This is a genomic window from Vibrio cincinnatiensis DSM 19608 (genome assembly GCF_900167345.1).
GTDB lineage: Bacteria > Pseudomonadota > Gammaproteobacteria > Enterobacterales > Vibrionaceae > Vibrio > Vibrio cincinnatiensis.
In genome coordinates this window covers 218985-245611 of the sequence record NZ_FUXB01000005.1, presented here as the reverse complement: position 1 = coordinate 245611, position 26627 = coordinate 218985, and the positions used below count along the sequence as shown (strand labels likewise).

Sequence of the window (26627 nt, the reverse complement as noted above, 5' to 3'; positions counted from 1 at the left end):
AGCTCATTAAGTAACATTTATTCAGTAAAGAGAGCCGAGAATAGATGCCATTTTCGGCTTTTCTTTAACTGATTATCGATAACGAGACTTTGTAGATTCCCTCGCTATGAGGCTAATAGGAGGAAGCCGAACTCTTTCCTCTTCTCCACACAAAAGTTTCAAAATGCATTGAGCACTAATGGCACCAATTTCATCGAGCGGTTGCCGTAATGTAGTGAGTGAAGGGGTAAAATAAGGAGAGGTAGGTAAATCATCAAAACCAATGACAGAAATATCATCAGGAACATTATATCCATGATCATGCAGTGCTTTAATTGCACCATAAGCCGTTAAATCATTTGCCGCAAATATGGCAGAAAAATAGACTTGAGATTGAATGAGTTCTACGGTTCTCTCATAGCCGGTTTTGATACTAAAGTCCCCTTCTAAAACGAGTTTTTTCTTAAATGCAATACCAGCCTCATCCAATGCTTTTTGATAACCATGAAAACGAGAGATAGCGTCTTCATGATTGGGTAAACCTTTCAGATGCGCGATATTCACATGGCCTAACTGAATTAAATGCAACGTAGCCATATAGCCTCCCATGGTATTATCCAATGCAATGGACTGAATATTATCTCCCACAATATTATATCCAACAGCAACCACAGGGATTTTTTCGGCACATTTGAAAATTAGGGCCTTATCTACATTACCAGAAATAATGATGATGGCATCCACATCACTTTTTAACAGATAATCTAAAGAATAAGAGACGAGTTTTTCTTGCCAGCTATTAACCGACATTAATAAAGAATAACCATGCTCAGCGAGCACCTTTTCCATATCAATTAAGATACTACTGGTATAAGGGCTATCAGGGTTTTGAACCAGAACACCAATCGTCATTGAACGTGTTTTGGCTAATTTGTCCACATATACTTGAGGTTTATACCCTAGTGAGCGGATAGCATCCTCTATCTTTTCCGTTTTATCGCTCGATACATAAGAGGTTCGATTAAAATATCGTGAAACGGTACTGGGGGAGACATTGGCAAGCTTTGCCACTTCGTAAGCGGTAGGCGCTTTATTTTTATTCGTTTTGTCCATATAACGACCTAATGTATTAATCAAACTTATATCGATTAATTCTTCTAGCATAACACTGGGGATTAGTGAAGAAAAAGGGTCGATAAAAATCAACCCTTTACGTTATTAACATTAACAATAAAGATAAGAGAAAATCATCCCAGGTCTGAAATACCGGCCAGCTGTGTACTTCATACTATTTTGGATAAGCCATTGATACAGCTTTTCAATCAATACTTTATCCATTTCCTCCGACTCAAAACAACGCATGAAACGCTTTTTATCTAACCGTATTTCGGGATTCACTCGTCCATCACCTCGAAGCGCACGAATCGCCTTTAGGGATTGTAAACATGCTCTCGCCTGCTCATGACTCAAAGATAACAAGCTCTTCAACTCTCTTTCTGTCACTTTAGCAGAACCGTTAAACCCTTCAGGCGCAGCAAAAGGAATTTTGGCAGAGTGATAAAGCGTGTCATAAACCGTATTGAGTAAGCGTTCAGCTTGCTGCGATTTACCCGCCAGCTTTAAAGCACTTGCAACACTAAATTGTACCCCACCCCAAACATCTTGCGCCTGAAAAGCATCATGGGGAGCCCCATCTGCCAGCGTCATATTGGCAACCCCAAGATGTGGGCTATTGTTTAAGAAATTGGTTTGATAAATAAAGTCTAACGTTCTGCTGACCCGCTCAGCAGAAAATAGCCCCTTTAACCCCATAAGTTTTAAGTAAGTATCCGCCACTAAGGCGTCACCGAAACTGTTATCAGAATCGAGTACCATCACCTGATATTCACGGCTAAAAGCTAATGGTGCGGTTGCTAATAAGCGCTGTTTTTTTTCCAATCTCTGCTCGAATTTTGACAAGGTACTTTTTTCATCGGTAACATTGAGATAGTCATTTAATAACTGTTTATCGGAAACTTTCTCTCCCGACAAAGAAAGCCCTAACTGTTTTAATGGCTGAAAATCCGTTCCTGTTAAATGATTCGCTTGAATCGGCGTCGCATAAAAATGGTAGTAGCCTTGCCGCTCATCCCACAAACTCTTCTCTAAAGTATCCAAAGCGGTGTTTGCTCGCTGCTGATATTCAACAGAAAGGCCATTTTCTCCCATAATATCAGCTAAATGCCCAGCCACTTGAAGACCAGCGACCCACAAACTCGCACAATAAATAGCAATGCCATGAGAGGCGAGATTATCAAACGTATCATCGGTGCCATGTACTAACGGTAAGGAGTCTCCTTCTTCAATTAAAGAAGACAAATAATTGAGGCTCTCTTTCACTGCAGGCCAGCAAGCCTCAACAACGTATTTATCGCCTGTGTGCTGATAGTGTCGGTAGACCATTAAAACAAATTTAGGCGCAAGATCTTTCCACTCTTTGACATTGTGCCAGTTATACGCATCTGGCTTAATATCAAAGGGGCTCCCTAAGTCATGGATCACAGCACCATACACGGCTCGAACTCCCGCATATTTTTTATCCATCAGGTCTGCAAAAGGCTTATCCGCATATTCCCAGTAACGCCGAGGGGTATTGTCGGAAGACAAAATTGCCTGAGCAAAAGCTTGCATCACCTGCCCATCAAGCTCGGGCAATAGATAAAGAATAGCGAAAGAACCATAAAAATAGACATCCAAGGAGTTGAAGAAGGGGTAATCCACACACTCTTTGACTAGAAAACGATCCTCTTTATCCCAAACCGTCGATTCAGCAAGGAAAGAGAGAGTATTCATCGCCATCGTAGCAAAGTGCTGGGCACATGACTTGTCACTAAACTGCTGATTCGCTGAATCTAAAAAATCGACTTGCTGCTGAGTTATTTTATCTTCAATCATGGCTAGTTGAGGTAAAACGGCTTCTGCCATGCGGGTAGCTCGGTCAGTTTTCGTAAAAAACTGGCTATAGGCTTTTTCTGACCACCAATCATCCAACCAGATTTTACTGTGATCCATCACCTGTAAAAAACGTAAGTCTAGTGATTCTCCGGGTTGTAATTCAATTTGAACCACCACCAAAGACACTAATGGTTCTCGACCACTGTAAGTACCACAATCAAAATGGGTATTAGTACGCCCGGTATTTAAGGCCGAAAGTAGCTCTTGCTCTAACTTTGCTTTATACAGGGAAGGTTTAACCGTAATCGTCACTCTTCCTAAATTTACATCTTCTTCTTTCGCTACAATGCCATACAGTATTTCTCCTTCAATATCAGAAGGATAAGGTGAATCGCTTCGTAAACTCACCCCGAAAAACTGAGCATCATTGCTCTTTATTTGTTTTAGATTGTGTTGCTGCTTTATCGTATTGCGCACTAAGGAACAAGCGGAATCCTGAACGCCTTGGCGATACTTTTGATACGTCGAGCCAATCAGGTTTTCAAACGGTTGGGCTAAGGTGATTAACTGAGTTTTCGTAGAACGATTTTCGAATGCAAACTGGTTCCAGTGTAGCGGTAAAGAACACAGCTTTTTATCCCCTTTAACCATGGGGGAAACCACTTTCCGTTTAACACCTATTCCATCAAAATGTTGATAGTCATACAGTGCCGTTGGGTATAAGGCTTGGTAGTGAATCTCTTCGGCGCTCAAGGCCTCAATGGTTCCCAATGATTTGGTCGTCAGCGATGAAGCCTTTGCTGAATTATTGATAAGCCGTCCATTAAAAAAATCGATGGCGACCCACAGCTGAGTGTGAAGAGAATAAGGATTCTCATGAATCAATCGTTGCGTTTTCTCAGTAAACTCTATATTCCAGCGTTCAAATTCAGCTTGATTATCAATATAGAAGTTTACGTTATTTAACCCAGATTTAATTCTTTCTAAAGTTTGTTCTTCATTATCAACCAGTAATCTTACCCCATCAAATTTTACTGGATAAAATTCAAGAAAACGCTCTAATTCTACAAGGTTAGGAATGCTCAGATGTTCAATATCTAAATCATCCATCACAGAAAGATAAAAATCATTAAAATTAATACCTTCTTCTGAACAGTCAATATAAACACCAGGAATAAAGCTAAAATTTGGGGTTTCCCCTTTTGGGGTTAGTGTAAATGTAGAACCAATCCCCCCGACAGCCATCCCCGTATTATTAGGTGTTGTTGATATCGGTGTATACCAAGGTTGAATAAATTCAGCCGCTTCTCCTTGGCTACACAGTTCACTGGCTACGCCACTATAACTTGTATATGGAATTTTATTTGTCATAATCAAAATCCAATATTGAATAATTCATTTCACTTGTTACTATCTATAAAAAATGGAGATACTAACAATGTTTAAAATTAAAAAAGGGAAATTTGGATTATTTGACAATATCATCATTAGCAATCCAAATTATGGAATAGAACTGCATATCATTAATGAGTTTGGAGCGATAGTGAATAAATTTACAGTAAATCATAGTCCATTCTCATTTATATCCGGCTATCAAAATAGTGATGAATTACTTAATTTTCATCCCTATTATTCACGCAGTGCTAAACTCTTTCCTTTTCCCAATCGCCTCAATCAAGGCCGCTATCATTACGCGGGGGTTCATTATCAGTTACCCGCTAACTTCCCTTGGTCTGAACATGCCGTACATGGCTTGCTCTACAATCAACCCTTTACACTGATTCATTCCAATACCACAAAACAGGATGCTGAAATTACACTTCGCTTCACCACCCCTTGTCTGCATCCGGGATACCCTTTTGCCTTTCAGTTAGATATAAGGTTCCATATCACGACCGATGGCTTATTAAGCTGTACAACCCGTGTCGAAAACCAAGGGCAATCACCCTTACCTTTTGGTGATGCTTGGCATCCTTACTTTTCATTGGGCGTTCCCCTTAACCAGTGCGCTCTAACCATGCCAGCGTGCAATGAGGTAAAGCATGTTAACGATCTTCCCAATGGAGAGTTCCAACCTTACTGCCAATTTGCTCATGGTGCGTCTCTCAAGAATGTCGCTTTAAATCACTGTTTTTCATTCGATAGCCATCAACCGATTCCATTAACTTTCCATCGAAACGATCACTCTGCCGAACTGCTTTATCAACAAGACCCTGGCTATCCTTATCTTCAGCTCTATACCCCAAATAACGAAGCCTCTATTGCAATTGAACCCATGACATGCCCCGCTGATGCCTTTAATAATCAACTCGGGTTATTAGAACTTGCGCCACATCAGCAACAAACATTTCATTGGCAATGCCAAGCCATATACCGAGCTTAATTTGGGCATCGTAAGGGCACCTTTGTGCCCTTTTACTATGCACCTAGTATCACTTCGATATAATGTTCACCATCAGTAAATACGGGAGCTTTATTGCCTTGAATCGCCACACCATCAACTCGCATCTCTACAACCCCTTTATTCACCCCATGCGGGTTTAGCACATGAATGTCATACTGAGCTCCTCGAAATTGGCGGCGAACGTTAAATTGAGGCCAATCACAGGGAATACATGGGTCAATCACTAGGCCATCAATCTCAGGACGAATCCCCAGTATCCATTGAGTGCCAGCGACATATGTCCATGAAGAAGTCCCCGATAACCATGCATTACGTCCAAGGCCAAATTGTGGATGTTCATCACCCAATATGTTTTGTGGATAGCAATAAGGCTCTGATTCAAAAACGTCTATCTGATCGTTTTTCGACGCTGGGTTAATTTGTCGATAATACTCATAAGCGCGATCACCATTGCCCATTTTGGCTTCAGCGATCATGACCCATGGGTTCGCGTGTAAGAAAATTCCCCCATTTTCTTTCGCCCCTGGTGGATAGGTAGAAATACCACCAAGATCAGGATCAAACCCGTTATAACCCGGTGTTGACAGCTTAATACCGTTCGCCGTATTTAATTTTTTATAGACAGAATTGAGGGCTTGCGTTGCTCGCTCTGGCGTAGCAAACCCTGAAATAACTGGCCAGCTTTGTGCATTTGTGTAGATCTGCCCTTGCTGATTGAGATGAGAACCAACAGGCGCACCTTTTTCATCAAAATAACGGATAAACCACGCACCATCCCAACCATATTGATTAAAAAGACGCTGCATTTTTTCATATTGAGCGTGATAGTGTTGCGCGAGTGAAACCTCTCCACGAAGTTCACACAGGTCAAGCATATCTAATAAGGCTTTACCATACATATTAGCGACCATTAATGACTCAGCCCCAGTAGGTAAGTTCACGGTATCGTTCCAATCGGCAAATCCCAGTAAGGGGAGCCCATGCTGACCTGTATGCGTTTCGGTAAATAAGAGAGCACGGCATAAATGATCCCATACCGAGCCTGTTTCGATAGGCTGCCCTTGCTTATCTTTTTGATAATAGGGGATGTTGATATTTAAGAAATCCGCATTGCCAGTTTCCTTAATATATTGAGTCACCGCATAAATGATCCATAAATGGTCATCGCCATAATAATCGGGCCTATCTTCTTCCTCACGAGAATCCCCCCCATTGGCCTCCATTGTGGAAGGAAAGAATTGGTGCATCGCAGAGCCATCGATATTTTGAACCGACAATAAGCGTTCAATAAATTCACGGGCCTCTTCTGGCATATGGGCTATCACACCGAGAATATCTTGTGATGAATCACGAAACCCAATGCCACGCGCTCCATACCCCAATTGATAGAGAGATAAATAGCGTGACCAGTTTTTGGTGGTATGACACTGACGAGGATTATGCACATTCAGCATAGAGTTCATTGCAGGATCGGGAGTTTCAACTTGAAGTGTCGATAAGTACTCCTCCCAGAATATCGCAAGATCCGCAAATGCCTTATCGACCTCAGCATGGTTCCGATACTTGGCCAAGATAGGCTGCGCAACCTCAAGACTTTCCATCTGTGTCAATTGCACAACCGTACGCTCAGTTTGTTGTGGTTTTATCCAGCCTAAACGTAGGTTTAAAGCGCCGATATTGTCACCACGTAAGCATTCACTGTTCGTCAACTCAAGATGATTCAAAGCCTCAGGTGACGCCCAGCTCCCATAACCTAAGTTGCCAAGAAATTTTTGACGATCACCATCAAATGAAGTGGCGGGGCGATCAGCCGTTAATAAATTCACCGCATAATCTCGCTTCATAAAAGCGTATTGCTCCAACACCGTATGTCCACTTTCTTGCTGGTGAGCTTGTAAGATCATGGTCTGGGGAACCCAATCAGCATTGACCAATTGCTTTAATGCATCAAAATGGGTGAATTCAAAAACAGGCACTACATCAATATGTAATTCTTCCCCTGAGATATTGGTCACTTTAATATCTTGGAGCAAAACCGGATCGTGTTTGGGTACAAAAAAGGTGCTTTCACATCGAATACCATAAGCCTCAGCAACGATAGTGGTATAAGACAGCCCTGTATGGTTTTCAAACTTATCCAACGGTGTCAAGGTCGGCGTATAAAATGGAGAAAAAATCGTGACTTTCCCTTCTTGATTACGCACCTTTAGATACAGCGTTGAGCCTTTAAAATCGGAGTTTGGCAGCTGGGCGATATATTTGGTGATGCGATTGAGTGCTGGGTCCCCCTTGCACAACAGCACTCCACCATTACTATCCACCAAGCCGCCAAAATTTAACGTACCCACATAATTACACCATTTAATCGGGGTACACGGTGTGGTTGCGACGTATTCTTTATTCTTATCGTCAAAATATCCAAATTTCATCATCACTCTCCCTCGCCTCTTCCAAAAAGAAGAAGCAAAATACTATTTAATCCATTGATGCTATTAAGCTAACTGGGGATAACTAACTCGCCAAAGAGTTTTCACTTAAGGCATCAAATAAGTGAATCGCATCCAGATCCAAATACAGTGTTAGCTCATCAACGGTCACTTCGGCCGCCTGTGTTTCCACCATCAATGGCTGGCCTGCAATTTCTGTTTTCAAAAGAATGCTCGCTCCCAGTAACTCTTTATCTTTAATTTTTACTGGGAAAGGCAATACACGGTTATGGTCAACCTGCTCTGCTCGTAAATGAATATCGGTTGGGCGAATACCTAAATGCAGCGCCAAATTTTTGGAAGCATGCGCTTTAAATCGATCAGGAAGTGGAATATGAATATTGCCAAGCTCAATATAAAATACATTATCTTGATTAATGAGTTTGGCATCCAACATATTCATTGATGGGCTGCCAATAAATTGGGCAACAAATTTATTGGCAGGCCGCTGAAATACATCCGTTGGCGTCCCTACCTGAGCAACATAACCATCTTTAAGTATCACGATTCGATCAGCCAGTGTCATGGCTTCAATTTGATCGTGCGTGACGTAAATGGTGGTGGTTTTTAATTCACGGTGAAGATGCTTAATTTCTTCACGCATTACACCACGCAGTTTGGCATCTAGGTTAGAAAGTGGTTCATCAAATAAAAAGACTTTCGGTGTCCGAACCATAGCTCGCCCCATCGCCACCCTTTGTCGCTGACCACCAGATAACTCTTTCGGTTTTCTATCCAGTAAAGGTTCCAGCTCCAACATTTTAGCGGCTCTGCGAACTTCAACATCAATATCGGCTTTTGCCATGCCTTTAAGTTTTAAAGCAAAAGCGATATTTTCGTAGACGGTCATATGGGGATAAAGCGCATAACTTTGAAAGACCATGGCTAAATCTCTGTCTTTCGCATCCACTTTATTAATTAATTTATCCCCGACATAAATATCACCAGAGGTAATCGTTTCAAGCCCAGCGAGCATACGTAATGTGGTCGATTTCCCACAACCAGAAGGGCCAAGAAAGACCACAAACTCACCATCATTCACGGTAAAATTAAAGTGCTTAACCACATCAACCTTACCAAAGGATTTTTTAATATTTCTAAATTCAACTTTAGCCATTACTTATTCTCCTCTGCGCGCTCTAACAGCATATTCTGATAAGCAATAGCGCTATTTTTCAGTGTCCGTTCTTGTGTTTGATAGTCGACATAAACCATGCCAAAACGTTGGCAATAACCAAATGCCCATTCAAAATTATCCATTAAACTCCAAGCAAAATAGCCATCAACTCGAACTCCAGATTCTATTGCTTTATCCACCGCATTGAGATGTTCTTGAAAATAGCGAACACGCTGCTCATCATTCACTTGCCCATCAATACACTGATCATCATTCGCCGCGCCATTTTCCGTAATATAAATAGGTGGCAAGTTGCTATAGCGATCTTTTAAGCGCACCAGAAGATCCGTTAAACCTTGCGGGTAAATTTCCCACCCAATATAAGTATGTTCACTCTCTGATTGTTTAACCGTTTCGATATCACCACTCTCGTTATAACGTACGACGTTGCGTGTATAATAATTAATTCCAATGTAATCGACAGGCGCTGAAATAATGTCGAGATCGCCTTCCAATATCATGGGCATGTTGGCCTGTTGCCGATCAACAACTAATGAGGGATATTCCCCTTTTAATACGGGATCAATAAACCAATGATAATTTTCTGCATCAGAATAATTAGCCGCGCCTTGATCTTTCTCACGATGAGGGTAAGCCGGTGAGGCATTAAAAACGATACCATGTTGGGATTTGGGAGCATTCTTGCGCAAAATGGGCATAGCCAAACCATGACCAAGCATCAAATGATGCGAAGCCAAAAAGCCCTCGCGTTCACCTTTTATTCCTGGGGCATGAACGCCCCAACGATAGCCGAGAAAAGCCGCGACAAAGGGTTCATTTAATGTGGTATAAACGTCAATTTTATCGCCAAAGTAGCGGCTCACAACATCGGCATAATCAGCAAACTTATAGGCGGTTTCACGGTTAAGCCATCCTCCTTTATCCTCTAAGTATTGGGGAAGGTCCCAATGATAAAGGGTAACGTAGACTTTCATACCACGAGCATGGCACTCATCAATGATCTGCTCATAAAAATGTAAGCCTTGCGGATTAATTACCCCGTCCTCTGGTAGAATACGGGGCCAAGCGATGGATAAACGGTAAGCATCCACACCTAAGTTACTAATCATTTCAATATCTTGCTTCCAACGGTGGTAATGATCACACGCAATGTCACCATTATCGCCTTTATCGACTTTGCCCGGTCTTCTACAAAATGTATCCCATATCGAAGGAGTCCGCCCCCCTTCTGCAACGCCCCCTTCAATCTGATAAGAGGAAGTGGCAACACCGAAAACAAACGCTCTGCTGCGTAACGGAGAAGCTTTGGGAAGTTCATATTTATTCATTTTCATAACCTTTAAATCTAACCTTTTACTGCACCAGAGGTGAGACCACTGATCATCTGTTTCGAAGCAAATAAGTAAGTCACTACTAAGGGTAAAATCGAAATGGTGGTTCCCAACATCACTGCCCCCCAAGGGGTATTTGGGATCCCTTGAACACTTCGAAGGGCTTGGGTAATCACATAATTTTCAGGTGTGGTTAATACCACCAGAGGCTGCATAAACATGTTCCAGAAAAACACAAATTGTACGATAGCCAAGGTAGCCAAAGCGGGTTTCATCAAGGGCAACACCACGCTCCAATAAGTTCTTAACTGACCGGCACCATCTAACTTCGCCGCTTCTAATAACTCTTTAGGAATGGAAGCCACTACATGTTGACGCATAAGAAAGATGCCAAAAGGCGTTGTAGTAAACGGAAGCCAGACAGCAATATGGTTATCCAGTAAACCGATAAACTTAATAATCATGAAGTAAGGAATTAAGCTCAATACAGGCGGAATCATCATTGACCCGACCAGCATACCAAACAGTATCTTTTTTCCTCTAAATTGAAACACGCCAAAAGCGTACCCACCCATACTGCAAAATAGCAGAGAGATGCTTGTCCCCAGAAAGGCCACATAAATAGAGTTAAACATCGCCTGCCAAAATGGCATGATCTCTTGCAACCTTGCGTAGTTGATCGCCAAGCTATCTCCTATCGCAAAACTGATCCCTGTTCCAAAAATTTCCGTGCGATCTCGCGTTGACAGCAGAGCCGACCAAACAAAAGGAAATACGGTGACAATGGCAGAAAGAATGAGGATCACGGCTAAAATCACCATCAAGACTTTCGTCAGTACTTCAATGGCTCTATCACTCAGCTTCAATGACATTAAAGGTGAAGCTTTCTTCGCTATAGAATCTGTAGACATCTTACTGCTCTCCTAACCCTTTTTTGCCAAAGAAGAAAAATTGAACCATGGTACATGCGGCTATCAGTGCAAAGAGCAGCCAAGAAATTGCCGAGGCCGTCCCCATCTCTAACCACTCCCAACCTACTTTGTAGAGATACATAGAAATGGTTAACCCAGATTGCCCCGTTCCCCCTGTTCCTCGTGTCAGTACGAAAGGTTCTTCGAATAACTGTAAGTTACCAATGATCGTCATCGTGACAGCAAAGAACACAAAAGGGCGGATCATAGGAAGTGAGACATACCAAAAACGACGAACCGCATTTGCACCATCCATGCGAGCCGCTTCCAAAATATCTTTAGGAATCGTCATTAACCCTGTGGTATAGAGCACGATGTTGAAACCGGTATATTTCCAGAACACCATAATAGCAATGGAAGGTTTTACCAATGTCGCGTCATCGAGCCAGCGGATAGGCTGAAAATCGTTGACCCACGAAAATGCCCAACCGAATACTGTGCTATCGGCTAACACGATTAAGCTTTGGTTAATGATCCCAGATGTTGGCGAGTACATATTGAAAAAGATCAGTGAGGCTGCCACCGTCGAGGTGATATAAGGTAAAAAATAGGCAGAGGTTAACCAATGGCGTAAACGATCCCCCATTGAAACCAAAATATAAGCAACAGGAATAGCCACTAAATGCTGAGCGACGCCTGAAGTAATGGCGAGCCAAAATGTATTCTTTAATGAGCGCCAGAGCCACGGATCGGTTAATGCAATATGATAATTCTCAAGCCCCACATATTCCATTGCATCCAAACCTTCTACAGGATTCCAAGCATGGAAAGAGAGATACACGGAAAAAAGTAAAGGGAAAATGCCAAAAATAGAAAAAATACACAAAAATGGCAGTAAAAAACCGTACGGTGTAAGCGCTTTCAAATTAAGTTGAAAAAAACGATTATCCGATAATTTTCCCATGCTATTACTTGCTAAAAACTTCATCATAACGACCTCTTACGCAGGGAAGCCGATTAAATAAGCTTCCCTGAAAAATCCATTCTTAAAGATTACGTGTGCGACGCAAAATTAAACGTTCGGCTTCTTTTAGTGCCGTTTTGATGTCTTTGCCTTCATCCAGAACTTCCATCAAGGCATTCTCAAGCACGATGGAACGAGCAACATGATCACCTCTTGCCGGTTGTACTGGCTTAATATTTTTAGCGACATCAGCAAAAACTAAACGTGCTTTTTGCCCACCGAGAAAAGCTACTTCTTCTTCAAATAAGGCATCATCGTAAGTCGTTACATTGGCAGGGAAGGCCGCAATCGTTTCGAAATGTTTTAGTTGAACCTCACGATCCGTTGTCATGTATTCGATCAATTGCCAAGCTTTATCTGGATGACTCGATTGAGTTGGAATAGAAAGGAAAGAGCCGCCCCAACTCCCGTAAATACCATCGGGTAAGTGGGATACCGCCCATTTGCCCGCCGTATCTGGAGCAATCCAGTTATTTAAGTGACCAAGCAGCCAAGCCCCAGATAACTGAGTGGCAAAGGTGGCATTACGAAACCCTTCATACCATTCGTTAGACCAAGCAAGAATTCGCCCATCCAGCCCTTTGTCACGAATTTTTTTCGCTACTTCAAAGGCATGTACAAAGCGCTCAGAGGTCACCACTGGCTTGCCATCTTTATCAAAATAGAGGCCTTCACCTTCAGGAACCGTTGTAAAAATAATGGCTTGAGCGACATCCGCCGCCGATGGAATTAATTGAATATTGAATGACTTAAGCTTCTCGCCTGCAGCGATATAAGAATCCCAGCTCTTAATCACTTCCTGAATATCGAGTCCTGCTTGTTTAAATACATCTGTTCTGTAATACATTACGCCAGGCCCTAAATCCACAGGGATCCCATACATATCCCCATCGGCGCCTTTACCTTGAGCCCAAGCATAAGGGGCGAAACGCTCTTCATATTTATCTACTCCATACTGCTTAGATAAATTGACAAGGCCACCCGACGCGACAAAAGGACCAATTTTTTCGACATCCACAACAATCACATCCCCAGCACCCGAGCCTGTAGCAAGGTTAGTGGTTAACTTGGTATGGTGATCACCATGATTATTCATTAGGTAGTTCACTTTTATTCCCGTTTTTTTCTCAAAGTCCGGCAATAATACTTTTAGGCTACTGTCAAAATCAGGGAAGCCGTCAAAACGAATGGGTTGATTTGCCGCCGTTGCGGCCGTTGCAGCCAGCCCTAATGCAACGGCGCTGGATAGCACGAGAGTCTTAAGTTTCATCATTTATCCTTAAATATTTATAGAGTTTTAAGTAAGTCCTTGACGGAATTTCTCACCACTAAAGCGGGTGAAAGTTTAAAATTCACATCGCATTTATTTTTATTAAGTTTCTGGATGGTTAACTGCACAGCTTCTGTACTCATTTCCTCAATAGGAAAATTAACCGTGGTTAATCCGGGTGTGAGGTAGCGAGTAAACAAAACATTGTCAAAGCCCACTAAAGAAATATCCTCAGGGACTGAAAATCCTTCTCTTTTCAACACTTCAAATGCGCCAAATGCCATGTGATCATTGGAAGCAAAGACAGCGGTAAATCGCCCCCTTCGTTTTAGCAATTTCTTCATGGCGCTAACGCCCGTTTCTTCCGTAAAGCCCGCTTCCACCACCAGTGCATCACGGTATTCCAGCCCCGCTTCTTCTAAAGCGCGTCGATACCCTTGTAATCGCCCCCGTGCATCGGACTTATCAAGAGGCCCGGTAATACAAGCAATGTATGTATGCCCCATTTGTAAGAGGTACTGAGTCGCTAACTTTCCACCCTCCTCATTGTCAATATCGATACAACTGGTGAGCATTTCAGGAATCACTCGGTTGATTAGGACGATGGGAACGCCCCGCTCTTCTAAGGCGATCAAATAGTCATCACTTAATTGTTGCGTATGGAGGATCAGCGCATCCACTCGGCGTCCAAGTAAAAATTCCACCGACTCCCGTTGACCTTGCTCGGTATTTGACCCTGCAGTCACAACGGCGTGATACCCAAAGCGACGTAAATGCCCTTCAATGCTGTGTAAAATGCCAGAGAAGAACGAGCCCCCCAATTCTGGAACCACAATACCAACGCTCCCCGTTCGGCTAGACGCTAAAGCTTGAGCGATGGAATTAGGGCGATAACCCAGCTCTTTAATGGCTTTTTCAACTTTCAACTTCTTATCATGGCTAACGCGAGTTGTTCCATTCACCACTCTTGAGACGGTTGCTTGAGAAACGCCAGCGAGTTCGGATACATGCTTAATAGTGACCAAGAGAACCTCATACTTGAAATCGCTTACAAGCTAAGTATTCAAGATCCCAGACCTAGGGAGTGTGAGATTCATCACGAGCAAATCCGCCCTAAAATTGAGGATTCGACAAAAATTGAAAGCCCCAGCACTTTCTTTTCATGTCATGAAAGAGTTTCATCACCTCGTGATACTTGATAACAAGGGCCAATGCCCCATCCATTGAAGCCCTGAGATGAAAATGGGCGGTGAATAGCCACCGCCCAATTACATTAACCAAACAAATAAATAGCACTCAACATATCAACCATCAAGATGACATGAATAACCGTCTCCTACTGAGTATTATCCGATAACTTAAATAATTCGGTTAATCGTGATTGATGTTCAGCCATCCGTTCAAGACGTTGGCTATGCTCAGTTAATTGCTGGGATCGAAGTAAATTTTGATTGGCTAATGTCTGTATTTGACTAACCGTGTGTGTGACTTCTTCTGCCACTAATTGGTGCTGAGTGGTTGCAGAAGCAATCTGATGACTGCGATCTTCTATTTGATTTAATTGACCATGAACATGGCTCAACGATAGGCTGACATCATGGGTTTGAGCAATACAATGGCTCATATCGCCAACACACGCTGTCATTTGCTTCACCGCTAATGCAGCGCGGTTTTGTAACTGTTCTATTTTATGCTGAATTTCTTGCGTGCTTGCGGTTGTTTTAGCTGCAAGCACTCTGACTTCATCCGCCACCACCGAAAAACCCCGCCCTTGCTCTCCTGCCCTTGCCGCTTCTATAGCGGCATTGAGTGCCAATAAGTTCGTTTGTTCAGAGATCCCAGAAATAACATCAAGAATCGATTCAATACCAACACACTCACACTCTAACCGTTGGATCGTTTGTGTCGAATCATTAAGACGCTGCGATAAGTGATCCAACCGCTGCACATTTTCCTGCATCATGGCCTGACCAGACGTGGAATCCACCACTGCGGTGGTGACGATGGATAATGTTTGGTTGGCGGAACAAGCAATGTTGTGTACCGCTGATTCAATTTCTTCCATCGCCGTTGCTATCAATGCCGTTTGCGATGTTTGCTCACCAATAGTCCGGTTTAACGCTTCACTGGTTTGCTGATTCTCTAATGAGGCATCATTCAATTGAGTCGCAGCCCCTCTTATCTGCTTTATGATATGAGATAAGTCATCAATCACAAGATTCACTTTTGTGGCGACCCATCCAAGCTCATTTTTTGTGGATAGCTGGATTCTTTGAGTCAAATCTTTCGATGCAACCTTATCCAGAACCTCTTGCAGACGTTGGCTGGGTTTTCGGATCATATTGGCAATACTAAACCCAATCAATAACGCCATGATGATCGATAGCAGTGAGATAATAGTCAGCAGAATGAGCGTTTTTTCTGCTCGCGCAGAAGATTCAAGATAACGCTGTTCTGCGGTTTGTGCAGCATAAGCAGATAGCGCATCCATATTGTCCAATTGAGTATCAATATCTTTTTTGATGCTTTCGCGCTGACGCTGTAATTGCTCATAAAGCTCAACTATCGTGAGATGCTGTCCGACCACCCCATTCGGAGAAAAGATATGATGCTCTAACAGGGTTAACGAGGCTTCACTCTGCTGAAAAAAAGAAGGAGAGGAAGACTTCAAGGCTAAAATAGCCTCATCAAATCGCTCTTTTCGGCCATTAAAGCGACGCGCTATTCCCCGAGTCTCCATAACATCTTGCAATGAAAAAGTTTCATTGGCCTCGCCAAGCAACAACCCCACCTGTGTGAGAAGAACTTCCACCACTTCTCGCTCTTGATGCCCTGTGGTTTTGGCAAGATTCCCCAATAAATTACTATTAAGTTGAATCGCTAGAGACTGAAACAAAGACTGTTGATCAATATTCTGTTCTCGCAACTCAAGGTAACGGGAATAACTTTCTAAAACTTGTGTTATGTTTCTAAAGCTCTCTATGCTTGTCTCTTTTATTCTATGAAATCGCAGAGAGACATCTGCATCTTTACTGGCGATGATTTCAAACCAATCCAGTTTCTTTTCATAAAGTTGTATATTGGCATGAACCGCTTCACGTAAAGAATCGAGTTCATCGACATACATCGCAGACAAATATGAATTCAAACTTCGATTAATATTTAAGAAGCTTATCGTGAGTTCACCGGAACCTAGCATTAAAGGGGTAGATTCTTGTGTCATAAACTCTAAGTTCGCATTGATTTCCTCATTCCCTTTTAATAAAACCACTGCCGAGAATAACATAATAAAAATAAGAATAAAAAATCCAAGGTAAACTCTAGAAACAATTAAATTAAGCTGCATAGTATGACTCTTTATTATTTTAATGAAAAAAATGGCACTTAATGTGCCAAATTAAAAAGTAGCAAAATTAACAAAACGTCTCCCTAGTAAAACCTCTTTAGTCCATCACAACTTATAAACTCGATTATATCTATGAAAAAAATGAAAAATAAGTTATATTTCACAGTTGAAAATTTAAATAACCATGAAAGATGCCAAATCAAAGAACCACAATAAAAACAAACAAACTCAAAGAGTTAAATAAGAAATAAACCTCTCACAAATAACCACCAAGTTATTATTCCATATATAAATTTGCACAAAATCACAAAAACGCATTGACTCAAAGTGATAAAAAATGAATATTTTCATAAATATGAAAATATTCATTCACATAAATACCTAAAGATAACCTCACCTATAAATAAACCCGAAGTAAAAAGACAGAGCCTTATCAATTCTCACGTCCTCTTTTTGTGTCACTCGCTCAATCGTCCCCTTCTCCTTCAGTAAGACCTCATCACTAAGCCTTCATCGCTCCCGATTTTATCGTGATCTAACGCACGGAATACACAAAGGGGAATGGCTGAAACGGGTTTCAGAAATAACCATGCCTTCGTACCCTACACATAGAGGTGAAACTTATGGCTAAAATAAGAGATTATCAAAAGCTCGCCAATGACATCCTGAACCAGGTCGGTGGGCAAGAGAATGTTGTCAGCTTTACACGTTGTGCAACACGCCTTCGATTGAAGATAACGAACAGAAAACGCCCATGCCTTTATCAAAAGCAACTGTAACACCTAAAGTCACGATGAGCCTGATTAGCCCAGCAAAAGGGGAATTAATCGCGCTGGAAGAGGTCAATGATCCTAGCTTCTCTTCTAAGTTACTTGGAGATGGCGTAGCGATAAAACCCGTGGATGGGGTCATTAAAGCCCCCTGTGATGCCATCATCTCCTCGGTGATCGACAGTCACCATGCTGTAGGAATGACCTGTGAAAATGGTGCCAATATTCTGATTCACGTTGGGCTTGATACCGTTAACTTAAAAGGTCAACACTTTGAATGTAAAGTCGTTTAAATCAGAAAGTGAAAGCTGGCGATCCTCTGATTCAATTTGATTGCCAAGCCATTGAAAATGCGGGTTATGACATAACCACACCTTTTATCATACTGAACAGCGATGAGTTTTCTTTGAATATCAACCAACAAGAGAGCAATCAAGTTCAATTCGGACAACCACTAATTCAATTAACACAATGAGCGATAATATGAGTAATACATTTCCAGAAAATTTCCTATGGGGCGGCGCAGTGGCGGCGCATCAACTAGAAGGCGGATGGGATGCTAACGGAAAAGGTGTCAGTGTTGTTGATGTTTTAACCGCCGGCGAACATGGGGTTCAACGAAGAATTACCGACGGCGTGCTGGAAGGGGAAAACTACCCAAACCAAGTGGCCATTGATTTTTATCATCGTTATAAAGAGGACATTAAACTCTTTGCTGAAATGGGCTTTAAGTGTTTCCGTACCAGCATTGCTTGGACGCGTATTTTCCCCAATGGTGATGAAATGGAGCCCTGTGAAGCCGGTTTAGCCTTCTATGATGATCTCTTTGATGAATTGCTAAAATATGGCATTGAACCCGTCATTACGTTAAGCCACTTTGAAATGCCCTACCATCTTGCCAAGCAGTATGGCGGCTGGATGAACCGCAAAGTGATCGATTTCTTCGTTCACTACTCAACGGTGGTGATGGAAAGATACCAAAATAAAGTTAAGTATTGGATGACGTTTAACGAAATCAACAACCAAGCGAACGTGTCAGCCGATATCTTTGGCTGGATGTGCTCTGGCATTAAATTTTCCGATTTTGAACGTCCTCAAGAAGCGATGTACCAAGCGGTGCACCACCAATTTGTGGCCAGCGCATTAGTCGTGAAAAAAGGCCATGAGATCAACCCTGATATGAAAATCGGTGCCATGTGTGCCATGGTTCCTTTTTATCCAAGAAGTTCAAAACCTGAAGATGTCATGTTAGCGCAGTGCGCCATGCGTGATCGTTACCTATTTTCCGATGTAATGATTCGTGGCCACTATCCCGCATACGCTAAACGTGATTGGGCCCTGAAAGATTACCATATTGAGATGCATCCAGAGGACGAACGCATCTTAAAAGAAGGTAAAGCGGATTATTTAGGGTTTAGTTACTATATGTCGAACACTCTAGATTCGACTTCTTCACAATCCACAGAAGAAAGTATGGATGGCGGCCATGAAAATTCAGTGCCAAACCCTTATATCCAATCCAGCGATTGGGGGTGGCCTATCGACCCAACGGGCCTTCGTTACTGTTTAGCCGCATTGTATGAGAGATACGAAGTGCCACTGTTTATCGTTGAAAATGGCTTTGGTGCCATTGATAATATTGAGCAAGATGGTTCTATCCATGATGATTATCGTATCGAATACCTCAAGGCGCACATCCGTGAAATGAGTAAAGCGGTGAGCATTGATGGCGTAGATTTAATGGGTTACACCCCATGGGGATGTATCGATTTGGTCTCCTTTACTACGGGTGAAATGAAAAAACGCTATGGTTTTATCTATGTTGATAAACATAATGATGGAAGCGGAACGCTAGAGCGCAAACGTAAGAAATCTTTTGATTGGTATAAACAAGTCATTTCAACCAATGGCGAAAAGATTGAGTTTTAGATAACCACCTTAAGTCGATTGCGCATTGGTTTTATTACCAATGCGTCTTTCCACTCGATACCTTTATACGGAGAGGTTTTCATGGCTGTAACGATGTTAGAGGTAGCAAATAAAGCCGGTGTCTCAAAATCAACCGTATCTAGAGTGCTAAATGGTAAAAACATTGTCCGCCCAGAGTTGGTAAGCCGTGTGTTTGAAGCCATAAAAGAGACGGGATACAGACCCAATATCTTAGCCCAAAGTCTCTCATCACGTCAGACGAACTTTATTGGTTTTGTCATTGCAAACGTCCTCTTTGACGGCCCTTATTTCTCATCATTGATGTACCATGCTGCCTCATTTTGTGAAGACTCAGGCCATCAACTAGTGATGACCGATGGAAAACATAGCAAGGTGGAAGAGCGGCACGCCATCAACTTTCTGTTGGACATGCGCTGTGCTGGCATCATTATTTATCCCAAATATCTTAATGAAAAAGAACTCGCTTCAATCATAGCCAGCTCTGACATCCCCATCATGGTGATCAACCATAAGATCGAAGAACGGCCACAATACGCTATCACCACCGATCACTATCAAAGTGCCTTGAAGATGATGGAATACATTGTTGAACAAGGGCATAAACACATTGCGATTATTCGTGGTAATGTCTGCTCTGGTACAGATAAGCAGCGTTATCAAGCTTACCGAGATGTACTGGAAAAATATCACTTACCGTATCAAGGTAATCAAGAACAACAAGGCAACTGGACACTAAAAGGGGGATACTTAGCCGCCCAACGAATACTAGAAACCTCACCACAAATCACTGCGGTATTGGCATGTAATGATGAGATGGCGATTGGTGCCAGTAAAGCCTTCAAGAAGGCGGGATTAAGCTTACCAGAAGAGATGTCTGTGGTTGGGTTTGATAACAGTAACGTCGGTGAGTACCTTTCTCCCAGTTTAACCAGTGTGGATATTCCTCTTAAAGCGCTAACACAAAAAGCGATTCTCAACATTCTTGGAGAACATGAAAAAGCCGCTGCGATTGATACCTCTGCATCCATCATCTTCCGAGAGTCAGTACACCGAATGATGACCGAATAAACAGCCGACCTCCATTATTCACCACACAAAGAGATCTGCCATAAGCGAGCAATATTTTCAGCAATATTTTCAGCAATATTGCTGAGGTTAACTTCTGCTTCCGCTAACGCTTCTGGTAGGCTCATTGCTCAAGGCGTACAAGGAAAAACCGCATCAATGCCGTGCAGATAAACGGCTTGATAATTCTCTCCCGTACAACCGGCCACTGCGATGACTGGAACATTGAATGCTTTGGCGAGCTTAGCAACCCCTATTGGCGTTTTACCATAAATGGTTTGCTGATCAATGCGCCCTTCCCCCGTAAATACGATGTCTGTATCGACTAATTTTTCAGCTAACCCGACAGTTTCAAGAACAATATCAATCCCTGATTTTAATTTGGCGGGAGTATAAGCTATCCATGCCGCGCCCATCCCACCAGCAGCACCAGAACCTTTTACCGAGAGTACGTGATGACCCGTCACATGTTCAGTTAATAAGCCAAAGTTGTATAACGCTTGATCAAGCGTTATAACGTCTTCAGCACTGGCTCCTTTCTGGGGGCCAAACACCGCCGAGGCTCCCCTGTCACCGCAAAGTGGATTATCCACATCACAAGCGATGGATATATCACATTGGGCTAAACGAGGATCCAACCCAGAGAGATCGATTTGGGCTAATTCGCTCAACGCTTGCCCCGAGGGGATGATGTCATGACCATTATGATCATAAAATTTAACCCCTAAAGCGGCCAACATTCCGCTTCCAGCATCATTGGTGGCACTGCCACCTAAACCGATAATAAAACGTCTGATACCCGCATCTAATGCATGTTTCACTAACTGTCCTGTGCCATAACTGCTGGTTCGTTTGGGATCTCGCCATTCATTCGGAACTAAATGTAAGCCACTTGCTTGTGCCATTTCGATGACCGCAGTTTGACCATCCCCCAGCACCCCATAAATCGCTTCGACCGAATGACCTAAAGGGCCATTGACCGTCGTAGTAATACAGTGCCCCTCAGTGGCATCGACAAGAGCTTGAACCGTACCTTCTCCCCCATCGGCAACCGGTATACAAATAAACTCCGCGTTTGGCCAAACTCGTTGTAACCCCGTTTTAATGGCTTGACTCACTTGTTTGGCGGTTAAACTCTCTTTAAATGAATCTGGAGCAATCACAATTTTCATTCGTTGATCCTAAATAAAAATGCTCATACTAGCGATACACTTTCATTTCCACTGGCTGAACGGAAAAGGCTTGTTGTAAATATTCTAGCCACTGCTGAGCTATATCGGCTAAACATTGATACGTTTGGGTGGTTGCAGACTGTTTTAATAAGGTGAGATAACGATAACCCCAAGGTAAAAGATGGTGAGAGAGTAGCACCTTACCGCTGTTTTGGCTTTGAGCATCACTGAGTAACTGGCTAAGAGACATCAACATTAAGCCGAAGTGATCTTCCGGCTCACGTAACCCAGTATCGATTTCAATTTGATGCTGGCGTAAAAAAGCACGCAGAGCTAACGTAGATTCACCAAAAATCACCTGATCTTTATCGAGATACACCGATCCCCATGGGGGGGCAGGCATACTTTCTCGCCCTTCAAAAAGCTGCTGGTAGTCTTCGAGCAAGGTATCAGGCGCATCTTGTTGCTGCGCTTCCAGTAAGTCTAAAAAAGGGTGTTCCCCTTCCGTCCATTGTGTCAGTTGCTGTAAAATCACCTGATTTTGTTCATGCGAAAGCGGGTAATACAACAAACTGCCCAAAACCGAACTTAAGGTAATAATTTCATTCATAATAAACACTCTTAATGAACAAAGAAGGAGGCATTCGCCCCCTTCCTATGAATTGAGTCGAGTTCAGTTTACAAACCGACCGTCATGTGCAAGCTATAGAAAATACCACGCCCTAAGAACTCAGCCAAAAACACACAGACCACTCCCGCTAAAAGAGGAAGTAATGCCCGCTGAGAGCGACGCCAAGTTGGCCACCACCATAAGACCAATGCAACCACGAGTAGCAGCCACTGTACGCCCTTAAGCACGCCAATGTTTGGCAATAGATCTTGTGCTGACACGATCGCGGAATGAATATTGGCAAGTTCATGCAGTTGGATAAAGCTAGCAAGAATACTGACCACAACGCCAACCGTCCCCAATACGGGAAGCTGTTTTTCAACAACCTGAGTGCGATACCCCGCCCCCGTTAATAGGGCACAAGCCACTAAACTTCCGCCAATGACGGCTGTTAATACAAAGCTTAGTGGAGTATAAGCCGTATCCCAAGTCGGTACTGTCTCAATCATATACAAACGAGACATGGCATACATAAAGACAACACCCATTACCATCGCAGCCACCATCAAGCCTTTGCGCAATGTGGCAGAAGCTAGGTTAAGCACACTCATTAACCAGAAAAAACCACCCAACGCAAAAAATAGGCTACCAGTTAAGATTTCATTGGATAACCAAGAGTGCCCGACCCGATTAAAGGCATTAAAAGCACGCAGTGGGCTACCTAAATGGAAGGTCGATGCCGCAAAGCCTATTCCCATCAAAACCCAAACAAAGAATAGGCTTTTCACCATACTCGATTGTTGCGGTTTCGTTGGGCGTCCAAATAAAAGCGTTAAGCTCACCAGTAGAAATGCCCCGACCGCCGTTTGAGCAAAGACGGTAAAGATCACCAGTGGGAATTCATGCCAAGCCATCTTATACCTCCTTCGGATTTGCTAAGAAACCCGTTTGATCACCCGTTGGTCGGGCATTCTTGTTAGGTTTAATCACAATATTTGGCTTCGTGATAAGAGAGGAAGGCAGCGGTGCCACATCGGCATTGGTGCCATATTTTGCTCTTAATTCATCAATCGGCCCAAACTCCAAAGCTCGTAATGGGCAAGAGCCTACACAAATCGGTTCTAAACCTTGCTCGACTCGTTCATAACAGCCATCGCACTTGGTCATGTGACCTTTTTCTTCGTTGTATTGCGGTGCACCGTAAGGGCAAGACATCGCACACAACTTACAGCCAATACAAACACTTTCATCCACAATGACAAAACCATCTTCCCGTTTGTGCATCGCTCCCGATGGACAAACCTTAGTACACGCAGGCTCATCACAGTGGTTACAAGCAATAGAAAGGTAGTAAGAGAAGACGTCTTGACGGAAAGTTTCCCCTTCAACGACCCAATTTCCCCCTTCATAGTCATACACTCGGCGAAAGTTCACACCAACGCCTAAATCTTTATTGTCTTTACAAGAGAGCTGACACGTTTTACAGCCCGTACATTTGCTGGAATCAATATAAAAACCATACTGTTTCATAAGTTAATCCTTGGGTTATACGCGCTGAACTTGAACAAGGTTAGTGTGCTGAGGGTTACCTTTTGCCAATGGACTTGGCCGTTGAGTCGTCAGCACATTAATTGAGCCAGATTGATCGATTTTACGACCATCGGGGGTGTACCAAGCGCCTTCCCCTAATGCCACAACACCAGGAATAATGCGTGGTGTCACTTTGGCATGAATGCGCGTTTCTCCACGGTCATTAAAAATACGTACGCGATCACCGTTTTTAATCCCACGAGCTTGGGCGTCAATTGGGTTAATCCACATCTCTTGCCGTGCCGCTTCTTTAAGAATATCCACATTGCCGTAAGTCGAATGGACACGAGCTTTAAAGTGGAATCCGGTTAATTGCAGTGGGTATTCTGAACGCTTAGGATCATCCCACCCTTCAAATGTCGAGGTATAAACAGGCAGCGGATGAATCACATCCCCTTCAGGAAGCTCCCACGTTGCAGCGATTTCTGCCAACCGTTCTGAATAAATTTCAATTTTGCCAGAAGGTGTCGACAACGGATTATTCTGTGGATCTTCACGGAAGGCTTTATACGCAACATAATGGCCATTCGGATCAGTGCGCTTCACAATGCCTTGCTGACGAACCGTTTCAAAATCAGGTAGACTAGAGTCCAATTTTCGAGTTTCTGCATAGAGATGACGTAACCAACCTTCTTGATCTCGCCCTTCGGTAAAGGCGTCTTCCACACCAAGGCGTTTCGCTAGCTCAGAACAAATCTCATAAATCCCCCGCGCTTCAAATTGCGGTTTAATCGCTTGGTCGGCATAAATGAAATACGGCATATTGGCCGCTTTACCATCCATACAGAAATCGGCTTGTTCAGAAGTGGTCAAATCTGGCAATACGATATCAGCGTATTTAGCAGAAGCCGTCATATGGTTATCAATCACCACAATCATTTCACAAGCCGTGTCGTCTTGCAGAATGTCATGGGTACGGTTGATATCCGCATGTTGGTTAATTAAGCAGTTTCCAGCATAGTTCCAAATAAACTTAATCGGCACATCCAGCTTGTCTTTACCGCGAACGCCATCTTTCAATGCCGTCATTTCCGGACCACGCACAATGGCATCGGTCCATAAGAACATGGAAATAGAGGTTTTCACTGGGTTTTCTAAGGTTGGGAAACGTACAAATGGAATGCTGTAATCCGACTCACGAGCCCCACTTCCGCCACCATTAATGCCAACGTTCCCAGTTAAAATAGCCAGCATGGCCACCGCACGAGAGGCAATTTCCCCTCCGGCCGTACGTTGTAATCCCCAACCTTGGTGAATCGCACAAGGTTTGGTCGAACCAATTTCACGGGCCGTTTTAATAATAATGTCAGCCGGAATTCCGGTAATGGTCGCTGCCCATTCCGGTGTTTTTGGGGTTTTATCATCACCGAGGCCTAAAATATACGATTTATAATCACTGTTCGCCGGAGCTGATGCTGGCAGTGTTTTTTCATCGTAACCCACGCAGTATTTATCTAAGAAAGGTTGATCGACCAACGCTTCTTTGATCATCACATACGCCATGGCAGAGATAAATGCGGTGTCTGTACCGGGACGAATCGGAATCCACTCATCTTCTCGGCCACCTGCCGTATCGGTATAACGTGGATCGATAATGATCGTCCTCGCCTGAGATTTAGCTTTGCTCTCCACATAGTGGTGAATTAACCCTCCCCCAGACATACGAGTTTCTGCGGGGTTATTCCCAAATTGCACAATCAGTTTGGCGTTTTCTAAGTCGGAGAACGAGTTACCGTTCGCCCAGCCACCATAGGTGTAATTCAGCCCTTCAGCGATTTGCGCAGTCGAGTAATCTCCATAGTGGTTTAAGTATCCACCTTTTAAATTCATTAGGCGAGCCACTAACGTGTTACCAGGAGGCCAAGAACGAGTCACCGTGCCGCCTAATGTCCCAGTACCATAATTGAGGTATACGGCTTCATTGCCGTAATTTTCGATGATGCGCTGTAAATGGTTGGCGATTTCGTCGTACGCTTCTTCCCAGCTAATACGTTTAAATTTCCCTTCTCCTCGTTTTCCGACTCGTTTTAATGGATATTTAAGACGGTCAGGATTGTAAACTCGACGACGCATCGACCGGCCACGCAAACAAGCCCGAACCTGTACGTCTTTTGCCGCATAGTTATCGGTTCCCGTATTATCAGTTTCTACCCATTTTATCTCGCCATCCACCACGTGCATGCGCAGTGGACAACGGCTACCACAGTTAACCGTACAGGCACTCCAAACCACTTTTTCATCCGCTTTAGGCGGTGTTTCTTTGGCTTGAGCAAGCGTCGATTTAAAAGGAAGAGAAAGAGAACTGGTGACGGCCGCAAGCCCACCGAGCATCGAACTGGATTTAATAAATCCGCGTCGCGTGACATCGGGTGACAGTAAGGCTTTAAATCGGTTTTTGATCATATGACATTACCCACGCTATATCGCTGTACAAAGACAGCACTAGAGAAGTTGTCAAACAAGCTATTGATGACCAAAGATAATGCCGAAAGGAATATCCCCTCCTTTCGCTCTTTTCCATAAGTAGAACCTGAGTAGGGTTCTCGCTCCTATATCTGAGGTAGCTTCTTTCACAGCCTCGTTTATTGGTAAATAATCATAATTATTTTGTGGTTATTCTGGGCGATGAAAATTCGTCATTAGATTG

Annotated in this window: 20 protein-coding genes and 1 pseudogene; 6 read left to right on the top strand and 15 right to left on the bottom strand. The window is 43.1% G+C overall.

Annotated features, from left to right (window positions below):
• Positions 1–72 precede the first annotated feature (72 nt).
• Both B5D54_RS06620 and B5D54_RS06615 read right to left on the bottom strand, forming a co-directional pair.
• Positions 73–1092 (bottom strand): LacI family DNA-binding transcriptional regulator, encoded by a 1020-nt coding sequence (locus B5D54_RS06620; protein WP_078925738.1) that lies wholly within the window; start codon positions 1090–1092, stop codon positions 73–75.
• Positions 1093–1203: 111 nt separating this feature from the next.
• Entirely contained in the window at positions 1204–4284 is a 3081-nt protein-coding gene (locus tag B5D54_RS06615) for a GH116 family glycosyl hydrolase (protein WP_078925737.1), read from the bottom strand.
• Between the two features lie 67 nt (positions 4285–4351).
• On the opposite strand from B5D54_RS06615, the gene B5D54_RS06610 reads away from it, so the two are divergent.
• Positions 4352–5296, top strand: a complete 945-nt coding sequence (locus B5D54_RS06610; protein WP_078925736.1) for an aldose epimerase family protein — start codon at positions 4352–4354, stop codon at positions 5294–5296.
• Between the two features lie 35 nt (positions 5297–5331).
• On the opposite strand, the gene B5D54_RS06605 is transcribed toward B5D54_RS06610, so the two are convergent.
• The 8 genes from B5D54_RS06605 to B5D54_RS06570 all read right to left on the bottom strand — a co-directional run bounded on the left by B5D54_RS06605 (position 5332) and on the right by B5D54_RS06570 (position 16823).
• Positions 5332–7749 carry a glycoside hydrolase family 94 protein gene (locus B5D54_RS06605; protein WP_078925735.1) on the bottom strand — a complete coding sequence of 806 codons (2418 nt, stop codon included), beginning with the start codon at positions 7747–7749 and terminating at the stop codon, positions 5332–5334.
• Positions 7750–7828: 79 nt separating this feature from the next.
• The gene (locus B5D54_RS06600) at positions 7829–8920 is read right to left on the bottom strand and encodes an ABC transporter ATP-binding protein (protein WP_078925734.1); all 1092 of its coding nucleotides are present in this window, start codon (positions 8918–8920) and stop codon (positions 7829–7831) included.
• On the bottom strand, positions 8920–10269 hold the full coding sequence (locus tag B5D54_RS06595) for a GH1 family beta-glucosidase (RefSeq protein ID WP_078925733.1): 1350 nt from the start codon (positions 10267–10269) through the stop codon (positions 8920–8922). Before B5D54_RS06595 ends, B5D54_RS06600 begins: the two co-directional genes overlap by 1 nt.
• A 17-nt stretch (positions 10270–10286) precedes the next feature.
• Positions 10287–11183, bottom strand: coding sequence for a carbohydrate ABC transporter permease (locus tag B5D54_RS06590; protein ID WP_078925732.1), 897 nt, complete (start codon positions 11181–11183; stop codon positions 10287–10289).
• 1 nt (position 11184) lies between these two features.
• Complete coding sequence (locus B5D54_RS06585; protein WP_078925768.1) at positions 11185–12171, bottom strand: carbohydrate ABC transporter permease; 987 nt, start codon at positions 12169–12171, stop codon at positions 11185–11187.
• A 58-nt stretch (positions 12172–12229) separates the two neighbouring features.
• Positions 12230–13477 carry an extracellular solute-binding protein gene (locus B5D54_RS06580; RefSeq protein WP_078925731.1) on the bottom strand — a complete coding sequence of 416 codons (1248 nt, stop codon included), beginning with the start codon at positions 13475–13477 and terminating at the stop codon, positions 12230–12232.
• A 17-nt stretch (positions 13478–13494) separates the two neighbouring features.
• Positions 13495–14502 carry a LacI family DNA-binding transcriptional regulator gene (locus B5D54_RS06575; protein ID WP_078925730.1) on the bottom strand — a complete coding sequence of 336 codons (1008 nt, stop codon included), beginning with the start codon at positions 14500–14502 and terminating at the stop codon, positions 13495–13497.
• A gap of 311 nt (positions 14503–14813) precedes the next feature.
• Entirely contained in the window at positions 14814–16823 is a 2010-nt protein-coding gene (locus tag B5D54_RS06570) for a methyl-accepting chemotaxis protein (protein ID WP_078925729.1), read from the bottom strand.
• A 623-nt stretch (positions 16824–17446) separates the two neighbouring features.
• Here B5D54_RS06570 and B5D54_RS17470 point away from each other — a divergent pair.
• The 5 genes from B5D54_RS17470 (at position 17447) to B5D54_RS06550 (ending at position 20611) form a co-directional block, all read left to right on the top strand.
• Complete coding sequence (locus tag B5D54_RS17470) at positions 17447–17602, top strand: PTS transporter subunit EIIB (protein ID WP_078925728.1); 156 nt, start codon at positions 17447–17449, stop codon at positions 17600–17602.
• Positions 17578–17886: a PTS sugar transporter subunit IIA gene (locus B5D54_RS17335; protein WP_254847073.1), complete on the top strand. Its 309-nt coding sequence runs from the start codon at positions 17578–17580 to the stop codon at positions 17884–17886. Before B5D54_RS17470 ends, B5D54_RS17335 begins: the two co-directional genes overlap by 25 nt.
• Positions 17887–17894: 8 nt before the next feature.
• Positions 17895–18068, top strand: coding sequence for a PTS glucose transporter subunit IIA (locus tag B5D54_RS17330; RefSeq protein WP_254847072.1), 174 nt, complete (start codon positions 17895–17897; stop codon positions 18066–18068).
• An 8-nt stretch (positions 18069–18076) separates the two neighbouring features.
• Complete coding sequence (locus B5D54_RS06555; RefSeq protein WP_078925727.1) at positions 18077–19522, top strand: 6-phospho-beta-glucosidase; 1446 nt, start codon at positions 18077–18079, stop codon at positions 19520–19522.
• An 81-nt stretch (positions 19523–19603) separates the two neighbouring features.
• On the top strand, positions 19604–20611 hold the full coding sequence (locus tag B5D54_RS06550; RefSeq protein WP_078925726.1) for a LacI family DNA-binding transcriptional regulator: 1008 nt from the start codon (positions 19604–19606) through the stop codon (positions 20609–20611).
• 14 nt (positions 20612–20625) lie between these two features.
• On the opposite strand, the pseudogene B5D54_RS06545 reads toward B5D54_RS06550, so the two are convergent.
• The 5 genes and pseudogenes from B5D54_RS06545 to B5D54_RS06525 form a co-directional block, all read right to left on the bottom strand.
• A pseudogene (locus B5D54_RS06545) lies at positions 20626–21780 on the bottom strand (glycerate kinase).
• A gap of 28 nt (positions 21781–21808) precedes the next feature.
• The gene (gene dmsD / locus B5D54_RS06540) at positions 21809–22390 is read right to left on the bottom strand and encodes a Tat proofreading chaperone DmsD (protein ID WP_078925725.1); all 582 of its coding nucleotides are present in this window, start codon (positions 22388–22390) and stop codon (positions 21809–21811) included.
• A gap of 68 nt (positions 22391–22458) precedes the next feature.
• On the bottom strand, positions 22459–23304 hold the full coding sequence (locus B5D54_RS06535; RefSeq protein WP_078925724.1) for a dimethyl sulfoxide reductase anchor subunit family protein: 846 nt from the start codon (positions 23302–23304) through the stop codon (positions 22459–22461).
• 1 nt (position 23305) lies between these two features.
• Entirely contained in the window at positions 23306–23920 is a 615-nt protein-coding gene (locus B5D54_RS06530; protein ID WP_078925723.1) for a DMSO/selenate family reductase complex B subunit, read from the bottom strand.
• Between the two features lie 15 nt (positions 23921–23935).
• A complete protein-coding gene (locus B5D54_RS06525; protein ID WP_078925722.1) occupies positions 23936–26383 on the bottom strand; it encodes a DmsA/YnfE/YnfF family dimethyl sulfoxide reductase in 2448 nt (815 codons plus the stop codon).
• Positions 26384–26627 lie beyond the last annotated feature (244 nt).

What these genes read in the sequence shown, in the direction of transcription:
- B5D54_RS06585 (WP_078925768.1), bottom strand. Translation starts at nt 12,171, where the DNA reads ATGAAGTTTTTAGCAAGTAATAGCATGGGAAAATTATCGGATAATCGT.
- B5D54_RS06595 (WP_078925733.1), bottom strand. Translation starts at nt 10,269, where the DNA reads ATGAATAAATATGAACTTCCCAAAGCTTCTCCGTTACGCAGCAGAGCG.
- dmsD (WP_078925725.1), bottom strand. Translation starts at nt 22,390, where the DNA reads ATGAATGAAATTATTACCTTAAGTTCGGTTTTGGGCAGTTTGTTGTAT.
- B5D54_RS06610 (WP_078925736.1), top strand. Translation starts at nt 4,352, where the DNA reads ATGTTTAAAATTAAAAAAGGGAAATTTGGATTATTTGACAATATCATC.
- B5D54_RS06550 (WP_078925726.1), top strand. Translation starts at nt 19,604, where the DNA reads ATGGCTGTAACGATGTTAGAGGTAGCAAATAAAGCCGGTGTCTCAAAA.
- B5D54_RS06590 (WP_078925732.1), bottom strand. Translation starts at nt 11,183, where the DNA reads ATGTCTACAGATTCTATAGCGAAGAAAGCTTCACCTTTAATGTCATTG.
- B5D54_RS17470 (WP_078925728.1), top strand. Translation starts at nt 17,447, where the DNA reads ATGGCTAAAATAAGAGATTATCAAAAGCTCGCCAATGACATCCTGAAC.
- B5D54_RS06555 (WP_078925727.1), top strand. Translation starts at nt 18,077, where the DNA reads ATGAGTAATACATTTCCAGAAAATTTCCTATGGGGCGGCGCAGTGGCG.
- B5D54_RS06620 (WP_078925738.1), bottom strand. Translation starts at nt 1,092, where the DNA reads ATGGACAAAACGAATAAAAATAAAGCGCCTACCGCTTACGAAGTGGCA.
- B5D54_RS06570 (WP_078925729.1), bottom strand. Translation starts at nt 16,823, where the DNA reads ATGCAGCTTAATTTAATTGTTTCTAGAGTTTACCTTGGATTTTTTATT.
- B5D54_RS06525 (WP_078925722.1), bottom strand. Translation starts at nt 26,383, where the DNA reads ATGATCAAAAACCGATTTAAAGCCTTACTGTCACCCGATGTCACGCGA.
- B5D54_RS06580 (WP_078925731.1), bottom strand. Translation starts at nt 13,477, where the DNA reads ATGAAACTTAAGACTCTCGTGCTATCCAGCGCCGTTGCATTAGGGCTG.
- B5D54_RS06600 (WP_078925734.1), bottom strand. Translation starts at nt 8,920, where the DNA reads ATGGCTAAAGTTGAATTTAGAAATATTAAAAAATCCTTTGGTAAGGTT.
- B5D54_RS06615 (WP_078925737.1), bottom strand. Translation starts at nt 4,284, where the DNA reads ATGACAAATAAAATTCCATATACAAGTTATAGTGGCGTAGCCAGTGAA.
- B5D54_RS06535 (WP_078925724.1), bottom strand. Translation starts at nt 23,304, where the DNA reads ATGGCTTGGCATGAATTCCCACTGGTGATCTTTACCGTCTTTGCTCAA.
- B5D54_RS06605 (WP_078925735.1), bottom strand. Translation starts at nt 7,749, where the DNA reads ATGATGAAATTTGGATATTTTGACGATAAGAATAAAGAATACGTCGCA.
- B5D54_RS17335 (WP_254847073.1), top strand. Translation starts at nt 17,578, where the DNA reads ATGCCTTTATCAAAAGCAACTGTAACACCTAAAGTCACGATGAGCCTG.
- B5D54_RS06530 (WP_078925723.1), bottom strand. Translation starts at nt 23,920, where the DNA reads ATGAAACAGTATGGTTTTTATATTGATTCCAGCAAATGTACGGGCTGT.